The organism is Mesorhizobium sp. M0802 (assembly GCF_040320115.1).
In the GTDB taxonomy this organism is placed as follows: domain Bacteria; phylum Pseudomonadota; class Alphaproteobacteria; order Rhizobiales; family Rhizobiaceae; genus Mesorhizobium.
The window spans coordinates 277,789-294,434 of sequence record NZ_JAMYOY010000003.1; the positions used below are offsets into that span (position 1 = coordinate 277,789).

The following is a 16,646-nucleotide window of genomic DNA, read 5'->3' on the forward strand; positions in this document are numbered from 1 at the left end:
ATTTTCCCTTCCCGGCCCTTGCGGCCAGCCCCTAAATCTTTGCCGACGCGACGGCGCCGAAATGCACGTCGCCGGCGGCTACCGTCACGACCGACCCCTCATCATCGCGGATCACGAAACGGCAGTCCGCGTCAATGGTTTCGAAGGTACCGCGCACCACATTCCCGTCAATCCTGACAGCAACCTCGCCGCCAAGCCCCGCCGCGCGCGATAGCCAGCGACGCCGGATGGCGTCGAGCCCGCGTCCGTCATCCCACAGCCGGGCATTGTCGGTCCAGGCATCAGACAGCGCCAAGAACAGCGTTTCGGCGTCGCATGTCGCGCCCAGCGCCTGAAGCGATGTCGCCGGATACGGCAAATCCGGCGGATGCGCCACCACATTGACGCCGATGCCCACCGCCACCGCGAAACGGCCGCCATCGAGAATGGCCGATTCCAGCAGGATGCCGGCCAGCTTGGCGCCGGAGGCCAGCACATCGTTCGGCCATTTCAGCTCGAAGCGATTCTGCCCCTGGCTGGCGCCGTCGAGGCCGATAGCGATCCTGCCCTTCGGCACCACGGCGTCGAGCGCATCGGCCAGCGACAGGCCGGCGACGAAGCCCAGCGTCGCCGCCAGACGCAACTCACCGCCGGTGATGACCAGCAATGTCGCCGCCAGATTGCCCTCGGGCGATACCCAGGCCCTGCCGCGGCGGCCACGGCCGCTTTCCTGCTTCTTGGAAACGACCCACAATTTGCCGGGATCGCCTGCCCTTGCATGGTCCAGCGCCAGCGTGTTGGTGGAACCCACACTGTCATGCGCCTCGAGCCGGAACCCTTCCGTCTCAGAGGTTGGAGCCAGCCGAAATGCCATCCGGTCAGAAAAATGTCTTGGCGGCGGCTTCGGCGTAGGTCGCGATCGGACCGCCGATCAACACATAGAACAGCACGAAAGCGCCGGAGATGCCAAGCACGAGGCGCAGTTCGCTCGCCATCGGCACGAAGCCGCCGGCCGGTTCGTCGAACCACATGATCTTGATGATGCGCAGATAGTAGAACGCGCCCACTACGGAGGCCAGCACGCCGATGATCGCCAGCGCATAGAGGTTGGCGTTGATGGCGGCGAGGAACACGTACCATTTCCCCCAGAAACCGGCGAGCGGCGGGATGCCGGCCAGCGAGAACATCAGGATGGTCAGGATCGTCGCCATGATCGGATTGGTCGACGACAGACCGGCGAGATCGCTGATCTGCTCGACATTGCCTTCCTTGCGCCGCATGGCGAGGATGAAGGCGAAGGTGCCGAGCGTCATGACCAGATAGATCAGCATGTAGATGGCGACGCCGCGCACGCCGGCCTGGCTGTTGGCGGCAAGGCCGACCAGCGCGTAGCCCATATGGCCGATCGAGGAGTACGCCATCAGCCGCTTGATGTTGGTCTGGCCGATGGCGGCAAAGGAGCCGAGCGCCATCGAGGCGATCGAGATGAAGACGATGATCTGCTGCCAGTCGGAAGCGATCGGCTTGAAGGCGCCCATGGTGACGCGCACGATCAGCGCCATCGCCGCCATTTTGGGGGCAGCCGCCAGGAAAGCGGTGACCGGCGTCGGTGCGCCCTCGTAGACATCGGGCGTCCACATATGGAACGGCACCGCCGAAATCTTGAAGGCAAGGCCGGCCAAAACGAAGACCAGGCCGACGACGAGGCCGAGCTGGCGCTCACCGCTGCCAAGCGCCGAGGCGATTTCCTGGAAGCCGACATTGCCGGTGTAGCCGTAAATGAGGCTGATGCCGTAAAGCAGCATGCCCGACGACAGCGCGCCAAGCACAAAATACTTCAAACCGGCCTCGGTCGAACGCAGATTGTCGCGATTGATCGCCGCCAGCACGTAAATCGCCAGCGACTGCAGCTCGAGGCCGAGATAGAGCCCGATCATGCCGTTGGCCGAGATCATCAGCATCATGCCGAGCGTGCAGAGCAGGATCAGCACCGGGTATTCGAACTTGTCGAAATGCTCCTGCCTGGCGAAGCGCATCGACATCACCAGCGTCACCGCCGAACCGATCAGCGACAGCACCTTCATGAAGCGGGAGAACGGATCCTGGATGAAGGCGTTGCCATAGGCTGCGCCCTGCCCCGTGGGAAAGATCAGCCATAGGCCTGCGATCACCAGCACGGCGACGGCAAGGCCGGTCACCAGAATGGCCGTGTTGGCGCGCGAATAGGCGCCGACCATCAACAGCGCCAGCGCGCCGATGGCGAGGATCAGCTCCGGCGTCGAGAGCGAAAGGCTGGAATAAAGGTCCGGCGTCATGGTTCGCAAAACCTCTGGTCAGTTCGCCGCCGCGGTCTGCGCGGCGCCGATGGATGCGGTGACATTGGTGACGAGCGCCTTGACCGACTGGGCCGTGGCATCGAAGACGGGAGCGGGATAGACGCCGAAGAAGATGACCAGCACGACCAGCGGGTAGATGATCGCCTTCTCGCGCGTCGACAGATCGAGCAGGCCCTTCAGGCTTTCCTTGGTCAGCGCGCCGAAGATGACCCGGCGGTAGAGCCAGAGCGCGTAGGCCGCCGACAGGATGACGCCGGTGGCGGCGAAGAAAGCCACCCAGGTGTTGACCCGGAACACGCCGAGCATGGTCAGGAACTCGCCGACGAAGCCTGACGTGCCCGGCAAGCCGACATTGGCCATGGTGAAGATCAGGAACACCGTGGCGTATTTCGGCATGTTGTTGACCAAGCCGCCATAGGCGTCGATCTCGCGTGTGTGCATGCGGTCGTAAATGACGCCGACGCACAGGAACAGCGCGCCCGAGACGAGGCCGTGGCTCAGCATCTGGAAGATCGCGCCCTGCACGCCTTCCTGGTTCATGGCGAAGATGCCCATGGTGACGAAGCCCATATGGGCGACGGAGGAATAGGCGATGAGCTTCTTCATGTCCTCCTGCATCAGCGCCACCAGCGAGGTGTAGATGATGGCGACGACCGACAGCGTGAACACCAGCGGTGCGAACATTTCCGACGCCAGCGGGAACATCGGCAGGGAGAAGCGCAGGAAGCCGTACCCGCCCATTTTCAACAGTATGCCCGCCAGGATCACCGAGCCCGCCGTCGGCGCTTCGACGTGCGCATCGGGCAGCCAGGTGTGCACCGGCCACATTGGCATCTTCACCGCGAAGGAGGCGAAGAAGGCTAGAAATAGCCATGTCTGCATGTGGGCCGGGAAGTTGTGCGTCAACAGCGTCGGGATGTCGGTGGTGCCCGCCTGGAAGAACATCGCCATGATGGCGAGCAGCATCAGCACCGAGCCGGCCAGCGTGTAGAGGAAGAACTTGAACGAGGCATAGACGCGGCGCTTGCCGCCCCAGACGCCGATGATGATGAACATCGGGATCAGGCCGGCCTCGAAGAAGACGTAGAACAGCACGATGTCGAGCGCGCAGAACACGCCGATCATCAGCGTTTCCAAGAGCAGGAAGGCAATCATGTAGGCCTTGACGCGCTTGTCGATCGCTTCCCACGACGCCAGGATGCAGAGCGGCATCAGGAACGTCGTCAGGATGACGAACAGCATCGAAATGCCGTCGACCCCCATATGGTAGGAGATGCCGGAATCCAGCCAGGCAAATTTCTCGACGAACTGGAAGCCGGCTTGCGAATTGTCGAAGCCGGTCCAGATGAACAGCGAGATGATGAAGGTGGCCGCTGTCGTCGTGAACGCGATGGCGCGGATGTTGCGACGCGCATTCGGGCTGTCATCCCTGATGAACAGGATCAGCAGCACACCTACGAGCGGCAGGAAGGTGACCAGCGAGAGGATTGGCCAGGCGGTCATCAGAGCATCATCCAGGTGACGAGTGCGGCCACGCCGATCAGCATGGCGAAGGCATAGTGATAGAGATAGCCGGTCTGCAGCTTGACGACGCGGTCGGTGACGTCGACGACGCGCGCCGAAATGCCGTCAGGACCGAGCCCGTCGATGATGGTGCCGTCGCCGGTCTTCCACAAGAACCTGCCCAGCGCCTTTGCCGGCCGCACGAACAGGACGTCGTAGAGCTCGTCAAAGTACCATTTGTTGAGCAGGAAGGCATAGAGCAGCCGATGGTTGGCGGCGACGCTCCGGGGCAGTTCCGGCGAGCGGATGTAGAACTTCCAGGCGACGGCAAAGCCGATGATCATGGCGACGAACGGTGCCAGCTCGACCCACAGCGGCAATTCATGGATCTCGTGCAGGATGTGGTTGTCCGGCAGCGTGAACAGCGACGCCTTCCAGAATTCGGCATAGGCTTCGCCGATGAAGGCGCCATGAAAGATAACGCCGGCAAACAGCGCGCCCGCGGCCAGGATGAACAGCGGCACCAGCATCACCGGCGGCGATTCATGGACATGGTGCATGACGTCGTGGCTCGCCCGCGGCTCGCCGTGGAAGGTCATGAAGATCAGCCGCCAGGAGTAGAAGGAGGTGAAGCAGGCGGCGATGACCAGCAGGACAAAAGCGAGGCCGGCGACCGAATTGTGGCCGGCAAAGGCAGCCTCGATGATGGCATCCTTGGAGAAGAAGCCGGCGGTGCCGATGACGGTCACCGGAATGCCGACGCCGGTCAGCGCCAGCGTGCCGATCACCATCATCCAGTAGGTCTTCGGAATGAGCTTCCGCAGGCCGCCCATCTTGCGCATGTCCTGCTCGTCGGAGACGGCATGGATGACCGAGCCCGAGCCCAGGAACAGCAGCGCCTTGAAGAAGGCGTGCGTGAACAGATGGAAAATCGCCGCGCCATAGGCGCCGACGCCGAGCGCCACGAACATGTAGCCGAGCTGCGAGCAGGTCGAATAGGCGATGACGCGCTTGATGTCGTTCTGGACCAGGCCGACGGTCGCCGCGAAGAAGGCGGTGAAGGCGCCGATGAAGGTCACCACGGTCAGCGCCGAATGCGACAGTTCGAACAGCGGCGACAGCCGCGCCAGCATGAACACGCCGGCCGTGACCATGGTGGCGGCATGGATCAGTGCCGAGACCGGGGTCGGGCCCTCCATCGCGTCCGGCAGCCAGGTGTGCAGCGGCACCTGCGCCGACTTGCCCATGGCGCCCATGAACAGCAGCAGGCAGACGATGGTCATGGCCGCCTGCTTGTCCAGTGCATAGCCGAGGAAGGTCAGCACGGCGGCGCCTTGTGGTGCGCCTTCAGCCGGAATGAACGTCGCGGCATTGGCGAAGATGGTGCCGAGATTGACCGAGCCGAACAAAACGAAGACGCCGAAAATGCCGAGCGCAAAGCCGAAATCGCCGACGCGGTTGACGACGAAGGCCTTGATGGCAGCGGCATTGGCCGACGGCTTCTTGTACCAGAAGCCGATCAGCAAATAGGACGCGAGACCCACCCCTTCCCAGCCGAAGAACATCTGCACCAGATTGTCCGCCGTCACCAGCATCAGCATGGCGAAGGTGAACAGCGACAGATAGGCGAAGAAGCGCGGCCGGTTCGGATCGTGGTGCATGTAGCCGATCGAATAGATGTGGACCAGCGCCGACACCGTGTTGACCACCACCAGCATGACCACCGTCAGCGTATCGATCCTGAGCGCCCAGGACGCGTCCAAGCCGCCGGATTGGATCCAGCGCAGTACCGGCACGGTGAACACCTCGCCTTCGCCGAAGCCGACGGAGAAGAAGGCGACCCAGGACAGCACGGCCGAGATCACCAGGAAGCCCGAGGTGATATATTCCGATGCCTTGGCGCCGAGCGCATTGCCGAACAGGCCGACAATCAGGAAGCCGAGCAGCGGAAGGAAGACGATCGCTTGATACATGTTAGCCCCGTCAACCCTTCATCTGGTTCACGTCTTCGACCGCGATCGAGCCGCGGTTGCGGAAGAAGACGACGAGAATGGCAAGACCGATGGCCGCTTCGGCGGCCGCGACCGTCAGCACGAACAGGGCAAACACCTGGCCGACGAGATCGCCCAATGCCGCCGAGAAGGCGACGAAATTGATGTTGACCGCCAAAAGGATCAGCTCGATCGACATCAGGATGACGATGATGTTCCTGCGGTTCAGGAAGATGCCGAACACGCCGAGCGTGAACAGGATCGCCGATACGGTCAGGTAATGTGCGATGCCGACGACCATCTCAGAGCCCCTCGCCCGACTTGACCTTGCGGATTTCCATGCCTGTCGCCGGCGTGCGGCCGACCTGGGCTGCGATCGACTGCCGCTTGATCCCTTCCTTGTGGCGCAGCGTCAGGACGATGGCGCCGATCATGGCGACCAGCAGGATGAGGCCCGAAATCTGGAAGTAGTAGAGGTAGTCGGTATAGAGGATGTCGCCGAGTGCTGCGGTGTTTGTCCGCGCGGCAAGATCCGGGATGGGTTTGGAGACCGTCGAGGCCAGTTGCGGCGCGAAGGTGTAGCCGCCGAGCACCACGATCAGCTCGGCCGCCAGGATCAGCCCGACCAGCGCGCCGATCGGCGCATATTGCAGGGCGCCTTCCTTCATCTCGGCGAAGTCGACATCGAGCATCATGACGACGAACAGGAACAGCACCATGACCGCGCCGACATAGACGACAAGCAGGATCATCGCCAGGAACTCGGCGCCGGTCAGCATGAACAGGCCGGCGGCGTTGAAGAAGGTCAGGATCAGGAACAGCACGGAATGCACGGGGTTGCGCGACGAAATGACCATGAAGGCCGACGCCACCGCGACAAAGGCGAAGAGGTAGAAAAAGGCCGCCTCTAGTCCACTCAGCATTGGGGATCCCCCGGGTTCCTGTCCAAACAGGACATCCGTCCTGTTTGATTTCTGCGACCGCCTCCGGCCGGCAAGTTGCGTTGTCCTTAGACGAGGCCCCTCGCCCCGTCCATGCGTCAAATGTCAGCGGTAGGGCGAGTCCAGCGAGATGTTGCGCGCCAGTTCGCGCTCCCAGCGGTCGCCATTCGCCAGCAGCCTGTCCTTGTCGTAGTAAAGCTCTTCGCGCGTCTCCGTCGCGAACTCGAAATTCGGCCCCTCGACGATGGCGTCGACCGGGCAGGCTTCCTGGCAGAAGCCGCAATAGATGCACTTCACCATGTCGATGTCGTAGCGCACGGTGCGGCGAGTGCCGTCATTGCGGCGCGGGCCGGCCTCGATGGTGATCGCCTGCGCCGGACAGATCGCTTCGCACAATTTGCAGGCGATGCAGCGTTCCTCGCCATTGGGATAGCGGCGCAGCGCATGCTCGCCACGGAAGCGCGGGCTGGTCGGCCCTTTCTCGTGCGGATAGTTGATCGTTTCCTTCGGCGCGAAGAACTGGCGCATCGACAGGAAGAAGGCGCTGACGAAATCCTGCAGCAGCAGCGATTTTGCGGCCTGGCCAAAAGCGGACATCACGCAAACCCCGTGATTTTGAGGAAGGCCGCGGTGGCAACGACCATGAACAGGGAGATCGGCAGGAACACTTTCCAGCCCAGCCGCATCAGCTGGTCGTATCGGTAGCGCGGCACGAAGGCCTTCACCATGGAGAACATGAAGAACATCAGGCAGATCTTGAGCACGAACCAGATCACGCCGGGCACCCAGGTGAAGGGGGCGAAGTCGAAGGGCGGCAGCCAGCCGCCGAGGAACAGGATGGTGGCCAGCGCGCACATCATCACCACGGCGACATATTCGCCGAGGAAGAACAACAGGAACGGCGTCGAGGAGTATTCGACCATATGGCCGGCGACGAGTTCCGACTCGGCTTCCACCAGGTCGAAGGGCGGGCGGTTGGTCTCGGCCAGGGCCGAGATGAAGAAAATGACGAACATCGGGAACAGCGCCAGCCAGTGCCAGTCGAGGAAGCTGTTGGGCAGGCCAAGCTTGGTGCCCAGCCCATCCTGCTGCGACAGCACGATGTCCGACAGGTTGAGCGAGCCGACGCAGAGCAGCACGGTGACGATGACGAAGCCGATCGAGACTTCGTAGGACACCATCTGCGCCGCCGAGCGCAGCGCGCCGAGGAACGGGTATTTCGAGTTGGACGCCCAGCCGCCCATGATCACGCCGTAGACCTCGAGCGAGGAGATGGCGAAGACGTAGAGGATGCCGACATTGACGTTGGCGATCCCCCAGCCCGCATTGACGGGAATGACCGCCCAGGCCGAGATTGCCAGCACGGCCGACACCAGCGGCGCCAGCAGGAACACGCCCTTGTTGGCGCCGGACGGAATGACCGGTTCCTTGAAGACGAATTTCAGCAGATCGGCGAAAGCCTGCAGCGTGCCCCACGGGCCGACGACGTTCGGGCCGCGGCGCAATTGCACCGCCGCCCAGATCTTGCGGTCGGCGTAAAGCAGGTAGGCAACCCCGATCAGCAAAACGACGATCAGCACGACCGACTTTAAAAGGATGATCAGCGTCGGCAGCACGTAGAAGGAGAAGAAGGTGTCCATGTCTACTCTGCCGCCTGCCTGAAGCCGTTTTTCGCCAGCGCCGAGCATTCCGCCATGACGGCGGAGGCCCGCGCAATCGGGTTGGTCAGATAGAAATCCGTGACCGGCGAGGTGAAAGTGCCCTTGTTCAGCCGCCCGCCGAGCTTCGCCACCCTAGCGACGTCATCGGCATTGCCGGCTTCGACATGATCGATGCGGGCGAGATGCGGGTATTCGCCATAGAGTTTGGCGCGCAACTGCTGCAGCGAATCGAAGGGTAGTTTCTTGCCCAGCACATCGGACAATGCCCTCAGGATCGCCCAGTCTTCGCGCGCGTCGCCCGGCGCGAAGCCCGCGCGGTTGGTCTGCTGCACGCGTCCCTCGGTGTTGACATAGGTGCCGGACTTTTCGGTGTAAGCGGCTCCCGGCAGGATGACATTGGCGCGGTGCGCACCGGCGTCGCCATGCGTTCCGACATAGACGACGAAGGCGCCGCCGGTCTTGGACATGTCGATCTCGTCGGCGCCGAGCAGGAACAGAACCTCGCTCTCACCCAGCATGCCGGCAACGTTCTTGCCGCCCCTGCCAGGCACGAAGCCGACATCGAGACCGCCGACGCGCGCGGCTGCAGTGTGCAGCACGGCAAAGCCGTTCCAGTCGGCGCGGGCAGCGTTGACGGCGGTGGCGAGTTTCGCCGCCTGGCCGAGCACCGCCGCGCCGTCGGCACGCGACAGCGCGCCCTGGCCGACGATGATCAGCGGATGCGTCGCCTTCTTCAGCACCTGGAAGAACTTGCCATTGCCGTCGGCCAGGTCTTTCAGCGACTCCGGACCGGCGCCGAGCTGTTCGTAGTCGTAACGCGTGTCGCCGACCTCGCCGATGACGCCGACCGGCAGATTGCCGATCCGCCAGCGTTTGCGGATGCGGGCATTGAGCACCGAGGCCTCGAAGCGCGGATTGGCGCCGATGATCAGCACCGCGTCGGCCTGCTCGATGCCCTCGATGGTCGGGTTGAAGATGTAGCTGGCGCGGCCGAGCGCGGGATCGAGTGCGGCGCCGTCCTGGCGGCAATCGGTGTTCCTTGAGCCCAACGCAGCCATAAGCTGCTTCAGTGCGTAGATTTCCTCGACGGCGGCAAGATCGCCCGCAATCGCGCCGATTTTCTCGGGCGCAGCATTCGACGCCGCATCCCTGATCGCAACGAACGCTTCGGCCCAGCTGGCCGGCGCCAACTTTCCGTCCTTGCGGACATAGGGGCGGTCGAGGCGCTGCGTGCGCAATCCGTCCCATATGAAGCGGGTCTTGTCGGAAATCCACTCCTCGTTCACCGCTTCATTGACGCGCGGCAGGATGCGCATCACCTCGCGGCCACGGCTGTCGACGCGGATTGCCGAGCCGACGGCGTCCATGACGTCGATGGATTCTGTCTTGGTCAGCTCCCACGGCCGTGCCTGGAAGGCGAAAGGCTTGGAGGTCAGCGCGCCGACCGGGCAGAGGTCGATGACATTGCCCTGCAGCTCCGAGGTCATGGCGCTTTCGAGATAGGTGGTGATCTCGGCATCCTCGCCGCGGCCGATCAGGCCAAGCTCGGAAATGCCCGCAACTTCCGTGGTGAAGCGGACGCAGCGCGTGCAGTGGATGCAGCGGTTCATAACCGTCTTGACCAATGGGCCGATATACTTGTCTTCGACCGCGCGCTTGTTCTCGTGATAGCGCGAGGAATCGACGCCGAAGGCCATCGCCTGGTCCTGCAGGTCGCATTCGCCGCCCTGGTCGCAGATCGGGCAATCCAGCGGATGGTTGATCAAGAGGAATTCCATCACGCCTTCGCGGGCCTTCTTGACCATCGGCGTGTTGGTGAAGATTTCAGGCGCCTCGCCATTGGGTCCCGGACGGAGGTCGCGCACATTCATGGCGCAGGAGGCCTGCGGCTTCGGCGGCCCGCCCTTCACCTCGATCAGGCACATGCGGCAATTGCCGGCGATCGACAGCCGCTCATGGAAGCAGAAGCGCGGCACTTCCGCGCCGGCGTCCTCGGCTGCCTGCAGCAGCGTGTAGTGGTCGGGTACAGTGATCTCTTTCCCGTCGACCTTGAGCTTTGCCATCAATTGCCCCCGGCGGTCTGCGCCGTCTCATATGCCTGAAACAGATCGCTCAGCCTGATGCCATTGATCATCATGCCGGCGACTTCAGCGTTTTCTATCTTCAGATTGCTCATATTCACATTGCCGAAAAACGCGTTCGAGAGGTTCGCGTCGTCCACCACGGCCGCCGACAGGTCGACGTTGTGAAACTGCGTGTTCGACAAGTTCACATCGTCAAATCTGGAGTTGCTGACGATGGCATTGCGCACATCGAGAACATCGCTCCTGTCGTGGATCTCCATGCCTGCCACCCCTACTTCTTCGCCTTGGCGGCCAGCGTCAGCGCCGCGGCCTGGCGGGTCCACTCGTCGCGGCCGATACGGCCGGTGAGCGACAGGTAGTCCTCGACCCAGGCGATCTCTTCCGGCGCCCAGGCGGCGATCTGGGCAAAGGTCCAGATGCCGAGGCCGTTCAGCACTTTTTCCAGCTTCGGTCCAACGCCGGTGATCGCCTTGAGATCCGACGGCTTGGCCGGACGAGCCACGGCCTTGGGCTGTCTGAAATCCTCCGGCATCAATCCGATCGTCGCGCCTTCGGCGACGGCATCGGTCTTCTCCGGCTCGGCATCGACGGTGCGAGCGGCAATATCGGTCACATCCTGGGCAAAACTCTGCGCCTCGGCGATCAGGGTTCTGGTCGCCGCGCGCGCCTTGGTGGCGGGGGCGGTCTCGGCGAACCCTTGGCTGCGCTGTTCGAAATCGTCGATGATCGGCTGGAAAATCCGCTGCGATGCCTCGGCAGCACCCGACAAGGCGCCTAGCCACACGCCAAAGGCATGGTTGGCAAGGCCGAAGCCCAGCGCCGACATCGCGGCGGCACCAGCGACAGGATGCGCGAGAAGGTTGACGGCGCTGGCCATCTCCTTCGGCATCATCCTTGTCAAATCCTGGTTCATCTTCTCAAGCTGGTCCAAATTGGGCATCAAAGGGTTCGAATAGGGCGCCATAGACATCTCCTGGTCGTTTCTTCGTCAGCCCCGCCCCTATATTTCCGTCCGGGGCTTGCGCCCGATTTCAATCTACTCAGCAGCCACCATCACCGGTTCGGCCCGGTGCGCGTTGCGCGAAAACTCGTCGATGCGCCGCTCCACCTCGCCGCGGAAATGCCGCATCAGGCCCTGGATCGGCCATGCCGCGGCATCGCCCAGCGCGCAGATCGTATGACCCTCCACCTGTTTGGTGACGTCGAGCAGCATGTCGATCTCGCGCTTCTGCGCCTCGCCGCGCACCAGCCGCTCCATCACCCGCCACATCCAGCCGGTGCCTTCGCGGCATGGCGTGCACTGGCCGCAGCTCTCATGCTTGTAGAAATAGGAAAGCCTGGCGATCGCCTTCACGATATCGGTCGATTTGTCCATGACGATGACAGCCGCCGTGCCGAGGCCGGATTTCAGGTCGCGCAAAGCATCGAAATCCATCGGCGCATCGATGATCTGCTCGGCCGGCACCAGCGGCACCGAAGCGCCGCCCGGAATGACCGCCAGGAGATTGTCCCAGCCGCCGCGAATGCCGCCGCAATGGGTTTCGATCAGCTCGCGGAACGGGATCGACATCGCCTCTTCGACGGTGCACGGATTGTTGACGTGACCCGAGATGCAAAACAGCTTGGTGCCGACATTGTTGGGCCGGCCAAAGGACGAGAACCAGGCGGCGCCACGGCGCAAAATGGTCGGCGCCACCGCAATCGACTCGACATTGTTCACGGTTGTCGGACAACCGTACAAGCCGACATTGGCCGGGAATGGCGGCTTCAGCCGGGGCTGGCCCTTCTTGCCTTCGAGGCTTTCCAGAAGTGCTGTTTCCTCGCCACATATATAGGCGCCGGCGCCGTGATGCATGTAGATGTCGAAATCGTATCCGGACGTGTTGTTCTTGCCGATCAGCCTGGCCTCGTAGGCCTCGTCGATGGCGCGCTGCAGCGCCTCGCGCTCACGGATGAACTCGCCGCGCACATAGATGTAGGCGGCGACCGCGCCCATGGCGAAGCCGGCGATGAACGAGCCCTCGACCAGGGTGTGCGGATCGTTGCGCAGGATATCGCGGTCCTTGCACGTGCCGGGCTCGGATTCGTCGGCGTTGACAACGAGATAACTCGGCCTTCCATCGCTCTGCTTGGGCATGAACGACCATTTCAGCCCGGTCGGGAAGCCGGCGCCGCCACGGCCGCGCAGGCCGGACGCCTTCATCTCGTTGACGATCCACTCGCGCCCCTTGGCGATGATGCCGGGCGTGTTGTCCCAGGCGCCGCGCGCCATGGCGCCGGCCAGCGACTTATCGAACAGGCCGTAGATGTTGTTGAAGATGCGGTCTTTGTCAGCCAGCATGACTTACCTCTTTCCCCGCAAGACGATCGAGAACCACACCAGCACGCCCATGCCGGTCGCGGCCATCGATTCCAGGGTATCCGAAAACGGCAATTCGACGAGGCGCCGAAGCCCCTCCAGAAGGATGTTGGCAGCAGCGATGCAGACAACGCCGATGACAATGCTGCGCAGCGTCAGCAAAGATCCGGTGCTTTGCGCTTCAGCCATCAACGTGGCTCCTTGCCGAAGACGCGGATGTATTCGGCGACGCCGCCCTTGGCGAGCGCCTTGGCCTGCTTGCCCCAGTCGTCGCGCTCGATGCGGCCCTGGAAAGCGAGATATCCATCCACCCAGTCGCGCTCGGCCTTATTCCAGGATGCGACCTGTGTGAAGGTGAAGATGCCAAGGGAATGAAGGATGCCCTCGATCTTCGGGCCAATGCCCGAGATCAGCTTGAGATCGTCGACCGCAGCCGGCCTGTCGATTCCGGCCGGACGGTTCTTGTCCTCGAGCGACGGCTTTGCGGGCCTGGCTGCCGGCGCCTTGACGGCCGGGGCCACCGCGGCCTTGACCGCTGGCGCCTTGAATTCCGGCGCAGTGAAGGCAGTTGCCGGCGTGGCGGTGGTCTTCGGGCCATTACGCTGCTTGGCGACCTTCTCGACTTCAGGCGCCGCGGTGTTGGCGTTGGCGGCCGAATGCAGGGGCGCCGGGACGCTCGCCGCTTTTTCCGCCGCCGGTGCAACCTTGGCCCTGGAGGGCGACTTCAACGCCGAGCTGGTTTCCGGCGCATCGGTTTTCGGCTTGCCGGCGTTGGATGGCGCCACCGGGGCGGCCGCTGCAGGAGCGGCAGGCGCCGGAACAGGCGCTGCAATGATCGCGTCGGGCGCCGCGTGGGCAGCCTTGCTCGCCGCCCTGGCTTCCTTGTCGCGCGTCGCTTTGAGGATCGCCTTTTCGCTCTTCAGCGTCGTCAGGCCAGGCGCCGGCTCCGAGCCGGTTCTGCCGTTTTGCGGTCCCGTGGGAACCGAGGCGCCCTTGCCTGCATCATAAAGATCGATGATTTCGGCCAGCCGCTCAGGCGTCAGATCCTCGAACGTGTCCTTCAAGACCATCACCATCGGCGCGTTGACGCAGGCGCCGAGGCATTCGACCTCCTCCCACGACAGCGTGCCCTTGTCGTTGGTGTGGAACTGGTCGTGATGGATTTTCGAGCGGCACACATCCATCAGCGCTTCCGAGCCGCGCAGCATGCAGGGCGTGGTGCCGCAGACCTGGATATGCGCGCGCGTGCCGACCGGATTGAGCTGGTACTGCGTGTAGAAGGTCGCGACTTCGAGCCCGCGAATGCGCGGCATGCCGAGCATGTCCGAAATCGTCTCGATCGCCGCCTTGGTGACCCAGCCTTCCTGCTCCTGCGCAATCATCAGCAAGGGAATGATCGCCGACTGCTCGCGGCCCTTCGGATATTTCTTGATCCATTGCTTCGCAACCGCCGCATTCGCCCGGTTGAAGGCGAAGGTGGCTGGCTGGACGCTTGCTTCTGCGAGACGGCGGACTGACATTTAGCGATCGACCTCACCAAACACGATGTCGAGGGAACCCAGGACGGCAGTGACGTCGGCCAGCATGTGGCCACGGCAGAGGAAATCCATGGCTTGCAGATGCGCGAAGCCGGGCGCGCGCAGCTTGCAGCGGTAGGGCTTGTTGGTGCCGTCGGAGACGAGATAGACGCCGAACTCGCCCTTCGGCGCCTCGACCGCGGCATAGACCTCGCCCGCCGGCACGCGGTAACCCTCAGTATAGAGCTTGAAATGATGGATCAGCGCTTCCATCGAGCGCTTCATCGCCTGGCGCTTGGGCGGCACCACCTTGCCGTCGAGGTTCGACACCGGCCCGGTGCTCTCCTTGCCGAGCAGAAGGTCGACGCACTGACGCATGATCTTGGCCGACTGGCGCATTTCTTCCATGCGCACGAGATAACGGTCGTAGCAGTCGCCGTTCTTGCCGATCGGGATGTCGAAATCCATCTCGGAATAGCATTCATAGGGCTGCGACTTGCGCAAATCCCAGGCAGCACCCGAGCCGCGCACCATGACGCCGGAAAAACCCCAGGCCCAGGCGTCGGCCAGCGACACGATACCGATATCGACATTGCGTTGCTTGAAGATGCGGTTGCCGGTAAGCAGCTTGTCGAGGTCGTCAAGCGACTTCAGGAACGGGTCGATCCACTTGCCGATGTCCTCGACCAGCTTCGCCGGCAGATCCTGGTGCACACCGCCCGGACGGAAATAGGCCGCGTGCATGCGCGAACCGGAAGCGCGCTCATAAAACACCATCAGCTTTTCGCGTTCGACGAAACCCCACAGCGGCGGCGTCAGCGCGCCGATATCCAGCGCCTGCGTCGTCACATTGAGGATGTGCGACATGATGCGGCTGAGCTCGGAATAGAGCACGCGGATCAGCTGGCCGCGCTTCGGCACCTCGATGCCGAGCAACCGCTCGGTGGCGAGCGCGAAGGCATGCTCCTGGTTCATCGGCGCGCAATAATCGAGCCGGTCGAGATAGGGCACGGCCTGCAGGTAGGTCTTGTGCTCGATCAGCTTTTCGGTGCCGCGATGGAGCAGGCCGATATGCGGATCGACGCGATCGACCACTTCGCCGTCGAGCTCCAGCACAAGACGCAAAACACCGTGCGCCGCAGGGTGCTGCGGTCCGAAGTTGATGTTAAAGTTGCGGACGGAGGTTTCAGCCATTCTGGCGCCTCTGGCGAAGAGTCAGTAGTGAGTAGTGAGTAGTGATCATCAATCTCAATGCCTGCTTCATTCCGCCTGCTTGGCCTGCACCGTTGGGATAAGAGATCTCATCATTTTTCCAATCTCTTCGCATCGCAGCAGCAGCTCAATCTCATTGTCTTTTCGCAGCAGGCCAACCCGACATGCCAGCAGTATGTGCGTCTCCAGTTCCTTCAACGAGCCTTGCGCCATGCGCAAAAATTGAACGAACGACCCTCTGTTCTCCCGACCGTATCCCTCCGCGACGTTCGCTGCGACCGAAACCGCCGATCGGCGCATCTGAGAGGTCATGCCGTAAATCTCATCCCTCGGAAACTCTTTGGTGAAACGGTAGCAATCCTCAGCAAGCGTCATCGCCGATTGCCACACCTTCAAGTCGCGATAAGATTCGATCCGTTGCTCCAAATCTTTTCCTACTGACTACTCACTACTTCCTACTCACTGTTTCGCCTTCTCATCGCCCGGCAGGACGTAGTCCGTCCCTTCCCATGGCGAGAGAAAATCGAAGTTCCTGAATTCCTGCTTCAATTCCACCGGCTCGTAGATCACGCGCTTGGCTTCGTCGTCGTAGCGCACCTCGACGAAACCTGTCAGCGGGAAGTCCTTGCGCAGGGGATGGCCCTCGAAACCGTAATCCGTGAGGATGCGGCGCAGGTCCGGATGGCCGGAGAACAGCACGCCATAGAGATCGTAGGCTTCGCGCTCATACCAGTCGGCGCCGGGATAGACAGCGGTGAGCGACGGCACCAGCGTCTCTTCGTCGGCCTGCACCTTGATGCGGATGCGCAAATTCTGCTTCGGCGAAAGCAAATGATAGACGACATCGAAACGCTTGACGCGCGACGGGTAGTCGGCGCCGCAGATATCGATGATCGAAATGAACTGGCAGCCCGAATCGTCACGCAGGAAGCTTGTCACCTCGATCAGATTGTCTGTAGCAACCGAGATCGTCAGTTCGCCATAGGCAAGCACCGCATCGGTGACGCGGCCCGGCAGCTTTTCGCCGAGATAGGTCGACAGTTCGCTCAGGGATGCGGCCATG

At 62.6% G+C, this 16,646-nt stretch carries 17 protein-coding genes; all 17 read right to left on the minus strand.

Annotated elements, in window-relative coordinates; translation table 11 throughout:
- Nucleotides 1-31: 31 nt before the first annotated feature.
- On the minus strand, nt 32-853 hold the full coding sequence (locus tag NKI10_RS07230) for a biotin--[acetyl-CoA-carboxylase] ligase (RefSeq protein WP_023709242.1): 822 nt from the start codon (nt 851-853) through the stop codon (nt 32-34).
- A gap of 4 nt (nt 854-857) precedes the next feature.
- A complete protein-coding gene (gene nuoN, locus NKI10_RS07235; RefSeq protein ID WP_023690301.1) occupies nt 858-2,294 on the minus strand; it encodes an NADH-quinone oxidoreductase subunit NuoN in 1,437 nt (478 codons plus the stop codon).
- 18 nt (nt 2,295-2,312) lie between these two features.
- A complete protein-coding gene (locus NKI10_RS07240; RefSeq protein ID WP_023670808.1) occupies nt 2,313-3,818 on the minus strand; it encodes an NADH-quinone oxidoreductase subunit M in 1,506 nt (501 codons plus the stop codon).
- A complete protein-coding gene (gene nuoL, locus NKI10_RS07245; protein ID WP_023833862.1) occupies nt 3,818-5,791 on the minus strand; it encodes an NADH-quinone oxidoreductase subunit L in 1,974 nt (657 codons plus the stop codon). Before nuoL ends, NKI10_RS07240 begins: the two co-directional genes overlap by 1 nt.
- Nucleotides 5,792-5,801: 10 nt before the next feature.
- Nucleotides 5,802-6,110 (minus strand): NADH-quinone oxidoreductase subunit NuoK, encoded by a 309-nt coding sequence (gene nuoK / locus NKI10_RS07250; protein ID WP_023670810.1) that lies wholly within the window; start codon nt 6,108-6,110, stop codon nt 5,802-5,804.
- Between the two features lies 1 nt (nt 6,111).
- The gene (locus NKI10_RS07255; protein WP_023670812.1) at nt 6,112-6,732 is read right to left on the minus strand and encodes an NADH-quinone oxidoreductase subunit J; all 621 of its coding nucleotides are present in this window, start codon (nt 6,730-6,732) and stop codon (nt 6,112-6,114) included.
- 123 nt (nt 6,733-6,855) lie between these two features.
- On the minus strand, nt 6,856-7,347 hold the full coding sequence (gene nuoI, locus NKI10_RS07260) for an NADH-quinone oxidoreductase subunit NuoI (protein WP_023685203.1): 492 nt from the start codon (nt 7,345-7,347) through the stop codon (nt 6,856-6,858).
- A complete protein-coding gene (gene nuoH / locus NKI10_RS07265; protein ID WP_023685202.1) occupies nt 7,347-8,390 on the minus strand; it encodes an NADH-quinone oxidoreductase subunit NuoH in 1,044 nt (347 codons plus the stop codon). The genes nuoI and nuoH overlap by 1 nt, the downstream gene beginning before the upstream one ends.
- A gap of 2 nt (nt 8,391-8,392) precedes the next feature.
- On the minus strand, nt 8,393-10,474 hold the full coding sequence (nuoG, locus tag NKI10_RS07270) for an NADH-quinone oxidoreductase subunit NuoG (protein ID WP_023823108.1): 2,082 nt from the start codon (nt 10,472-10,474) through the stop codon (nt 8,393-8,395).
- Nucleotides 10,474-10,755 carry a pentapeptide repeat-containing protein gene (locus NKI10_RS07275; RefSeq protein WP_023731233.1) on the minus strand — a complete coding sequence of 94 codons (282 nt, stop codon included), beginning with the start codon at nt 10,753-10,755 and terminating at the stop codon, nt 10,474-10,476. Before NKI10_RS07275 ends, nuoG begins: the two co-directional genes overlap by 1 nt.
- Before the next feature lie 11 nt (nt 10,756-10,766).
- Complete coding sequence (locus NKI10_RS07280) at nt 10,767-11,459, minus strand: helix-hairpin-helix domain-containing protein (protein WP_023823109.1); 693 nt, start codon at nt 11,457-11,459, stop codon at nt 10,767-10,769.
- 72 nt (nt 11,460-11,531) lie between these two features.
- Entirely contained in the window at nt 11,532-12,836 is a 1,305-nt protein-coding gene (gene nuoF, locus NKI10_RS07285; RefSeq protein WP_023670819.1) for an NADH-quinone oxidoreductase subunit NuoF, read from the minus strand.
- A 3-nt stretch (nt 12,837-12,839) separates the two neighbouring features.
- Nucleotides 12,840-13,046 (minus strand): hypothetical protein, encoded by a 207-nt coding sequence (locus NKI10_RS07290; protein ID WP_156933925.1) that lies wholly within the window; start codon nt 13,044-13,046, stop codon nt 12,840-12,842.
- Nucleotides 13,043-14,374: an NADH-quinone oxidoreductase subunit E gene (locus tag NKI10_RS07295; protein WP_023690952.1), complete on the minus strand. Its 1,332-nt coding sequence runs from the start codon at nt 14,372-14,374 to the stop codon at nt 13,043-13,045. Before NKI10_RS07295 ends, NKI10_RS07290 begins: the two co-directional genes overlap by 4 nt.
- Nucleotides 14,375-15,565 carry an NADH-quinone oxidoreductase subunit D gene (locus tag NKI10_RS07300; protein WP_023670822.1) on the minus strand — a complete coding sequence of 397 codons (1,191 nt, stop codon included), beginning with the start codon at nt 15,563-15,565 and terminating at the stop codon, nt 14,375-14,377.
- 66 nt (nt 15,566-15,631) lie between these two features.
- Complete coding sequence (locus tag NKI10_RS07305) at nt 15,632-16,009, minus strand: four helix bundle protein (protein WP_352859346.1); 378 nt, start codon at nt 16,007-16,009, stop codon at nt 15,632-15,634.
- Nucleotides 16,010-16,042: 33 nt separating this feature from the next.
- The gene (locus NKI10_RS07310; protein WP_023670823.1) at nt 16,043-16,645 is read right to left on the minus strand and encodes an NADH-quinone oxidoreductase subunit C; all 603 of its coding nucleotides are present in this window, start codon (nt 16,643-16,645) and stop codon (nt 16,043-16,045) included.
- Nucleotide 16,646 lies beyond the last annotated feature (1 nt).

Bases quoted from the DNA above. Each gene is read 5' to 3' on its own strand.
- NKI10_RS07230 (WP_023709242.1), bottom strand. From the start codon at position 853: ATGGCATTTCGGCTGGCTCCAACCTCTGAGACGGAAGGGTTCCGGCTC.
- nuoN (WP_023690301.1), bottom strand. From the start codon at position 2,294: ATGACGCCGGACCTTTATTCCAGCCTTTCGCTCTCGACGCCGGAGCTG.
- NKI10_RS07240 (WP_023670808.1), bottom strand. From the start codon at position 3,818: ATGACCGCCTGGCCAATCCTCTCGCTGGTCACCTTCCTGCCGCTCGTA.
- nuoL (WP_023833862.1), bottom strand. From the start codon at position 5,791: ATGTATCAAGCGATCGTCTTCCTTCCGCTGCTCGGCTTCCTGATTGTC.
- nuoK (WP_023670810.1), bottom strand. From the start codon at position 6,110: ATGGTCGTCGGCATCGCACATTACCTGACCGTATCGGCGATCCTGTTC.
- NKI10_RS07255 (WP_023670812.1), bottom strand. From the start codon at position 6,732: ATGCTGAGTGGACTAGAGGCGGCCTTTTTCTACCTCTTCGCCTTTGTC.
- nuoI (WP_023685203.1), bottom strand. From the start codon at position 7,347: ATGTCCGCTTTTGGCCAGGCCGCAAAATCGCTGCTGCTGCAGGATTTC.
- nuoH (WP_023685202.1), bottom strand. From the start codon at position 8,390: ATGGACACCTTCTTCTCCTTCTACGTGCTGCCGACGCTGATCATCCTT.
- nuoG (WP_023823108.1), bottom strand. From the start codon at position 10,474: ATGGCAAAGCTCAAGGTCGACGGGAAAGAGATCACTGTACCCGACCAC.
- NKI10_RS07275 (WP_023731233.1), bottom strand. From the start codon at position 10,755: ATGGAGATCCACGACAGGAGCGATGTTCTCGATGTGCGCAATGCCATC.
- NKI10_RS07280 (WP_023823109.1), bottom strand. From the start codon at position 11,459: ATGGCGCCCTATTCGAACCCTTTGATGCCCAATTTGGACCAGCTTGAG.
- nuoF (WP_023670819.1), bottom strand. From the start codon at position 12,836: ATGCTGGCTGACAAAGACCGCATCTTCAACAACATCTACGGCCTGTTC.
- NKI10_RS07295 (WP_023690952.1), bottom strand. From the start codon at position 14,374: ATGTCAGTCCGCCGTCTCGCAGAAGCAAGCGTCCAGCCAGCCACCTTC.
- NKI10_RS07300 (WP_023670822.1), bottom strand. From the start codon at position 15,565: ATGGCTGAAACCTCCGTCCGCAACTTTAACATCAACTTCGGACCGCAG.
- NKI10_RS07310 (WP_023670823.1), bottom strand. From the start codon at position 16,645: ATGGCCGCATCCCTGAGCGAACTGTCGACCTATCTCGGCGAAAAGCTG.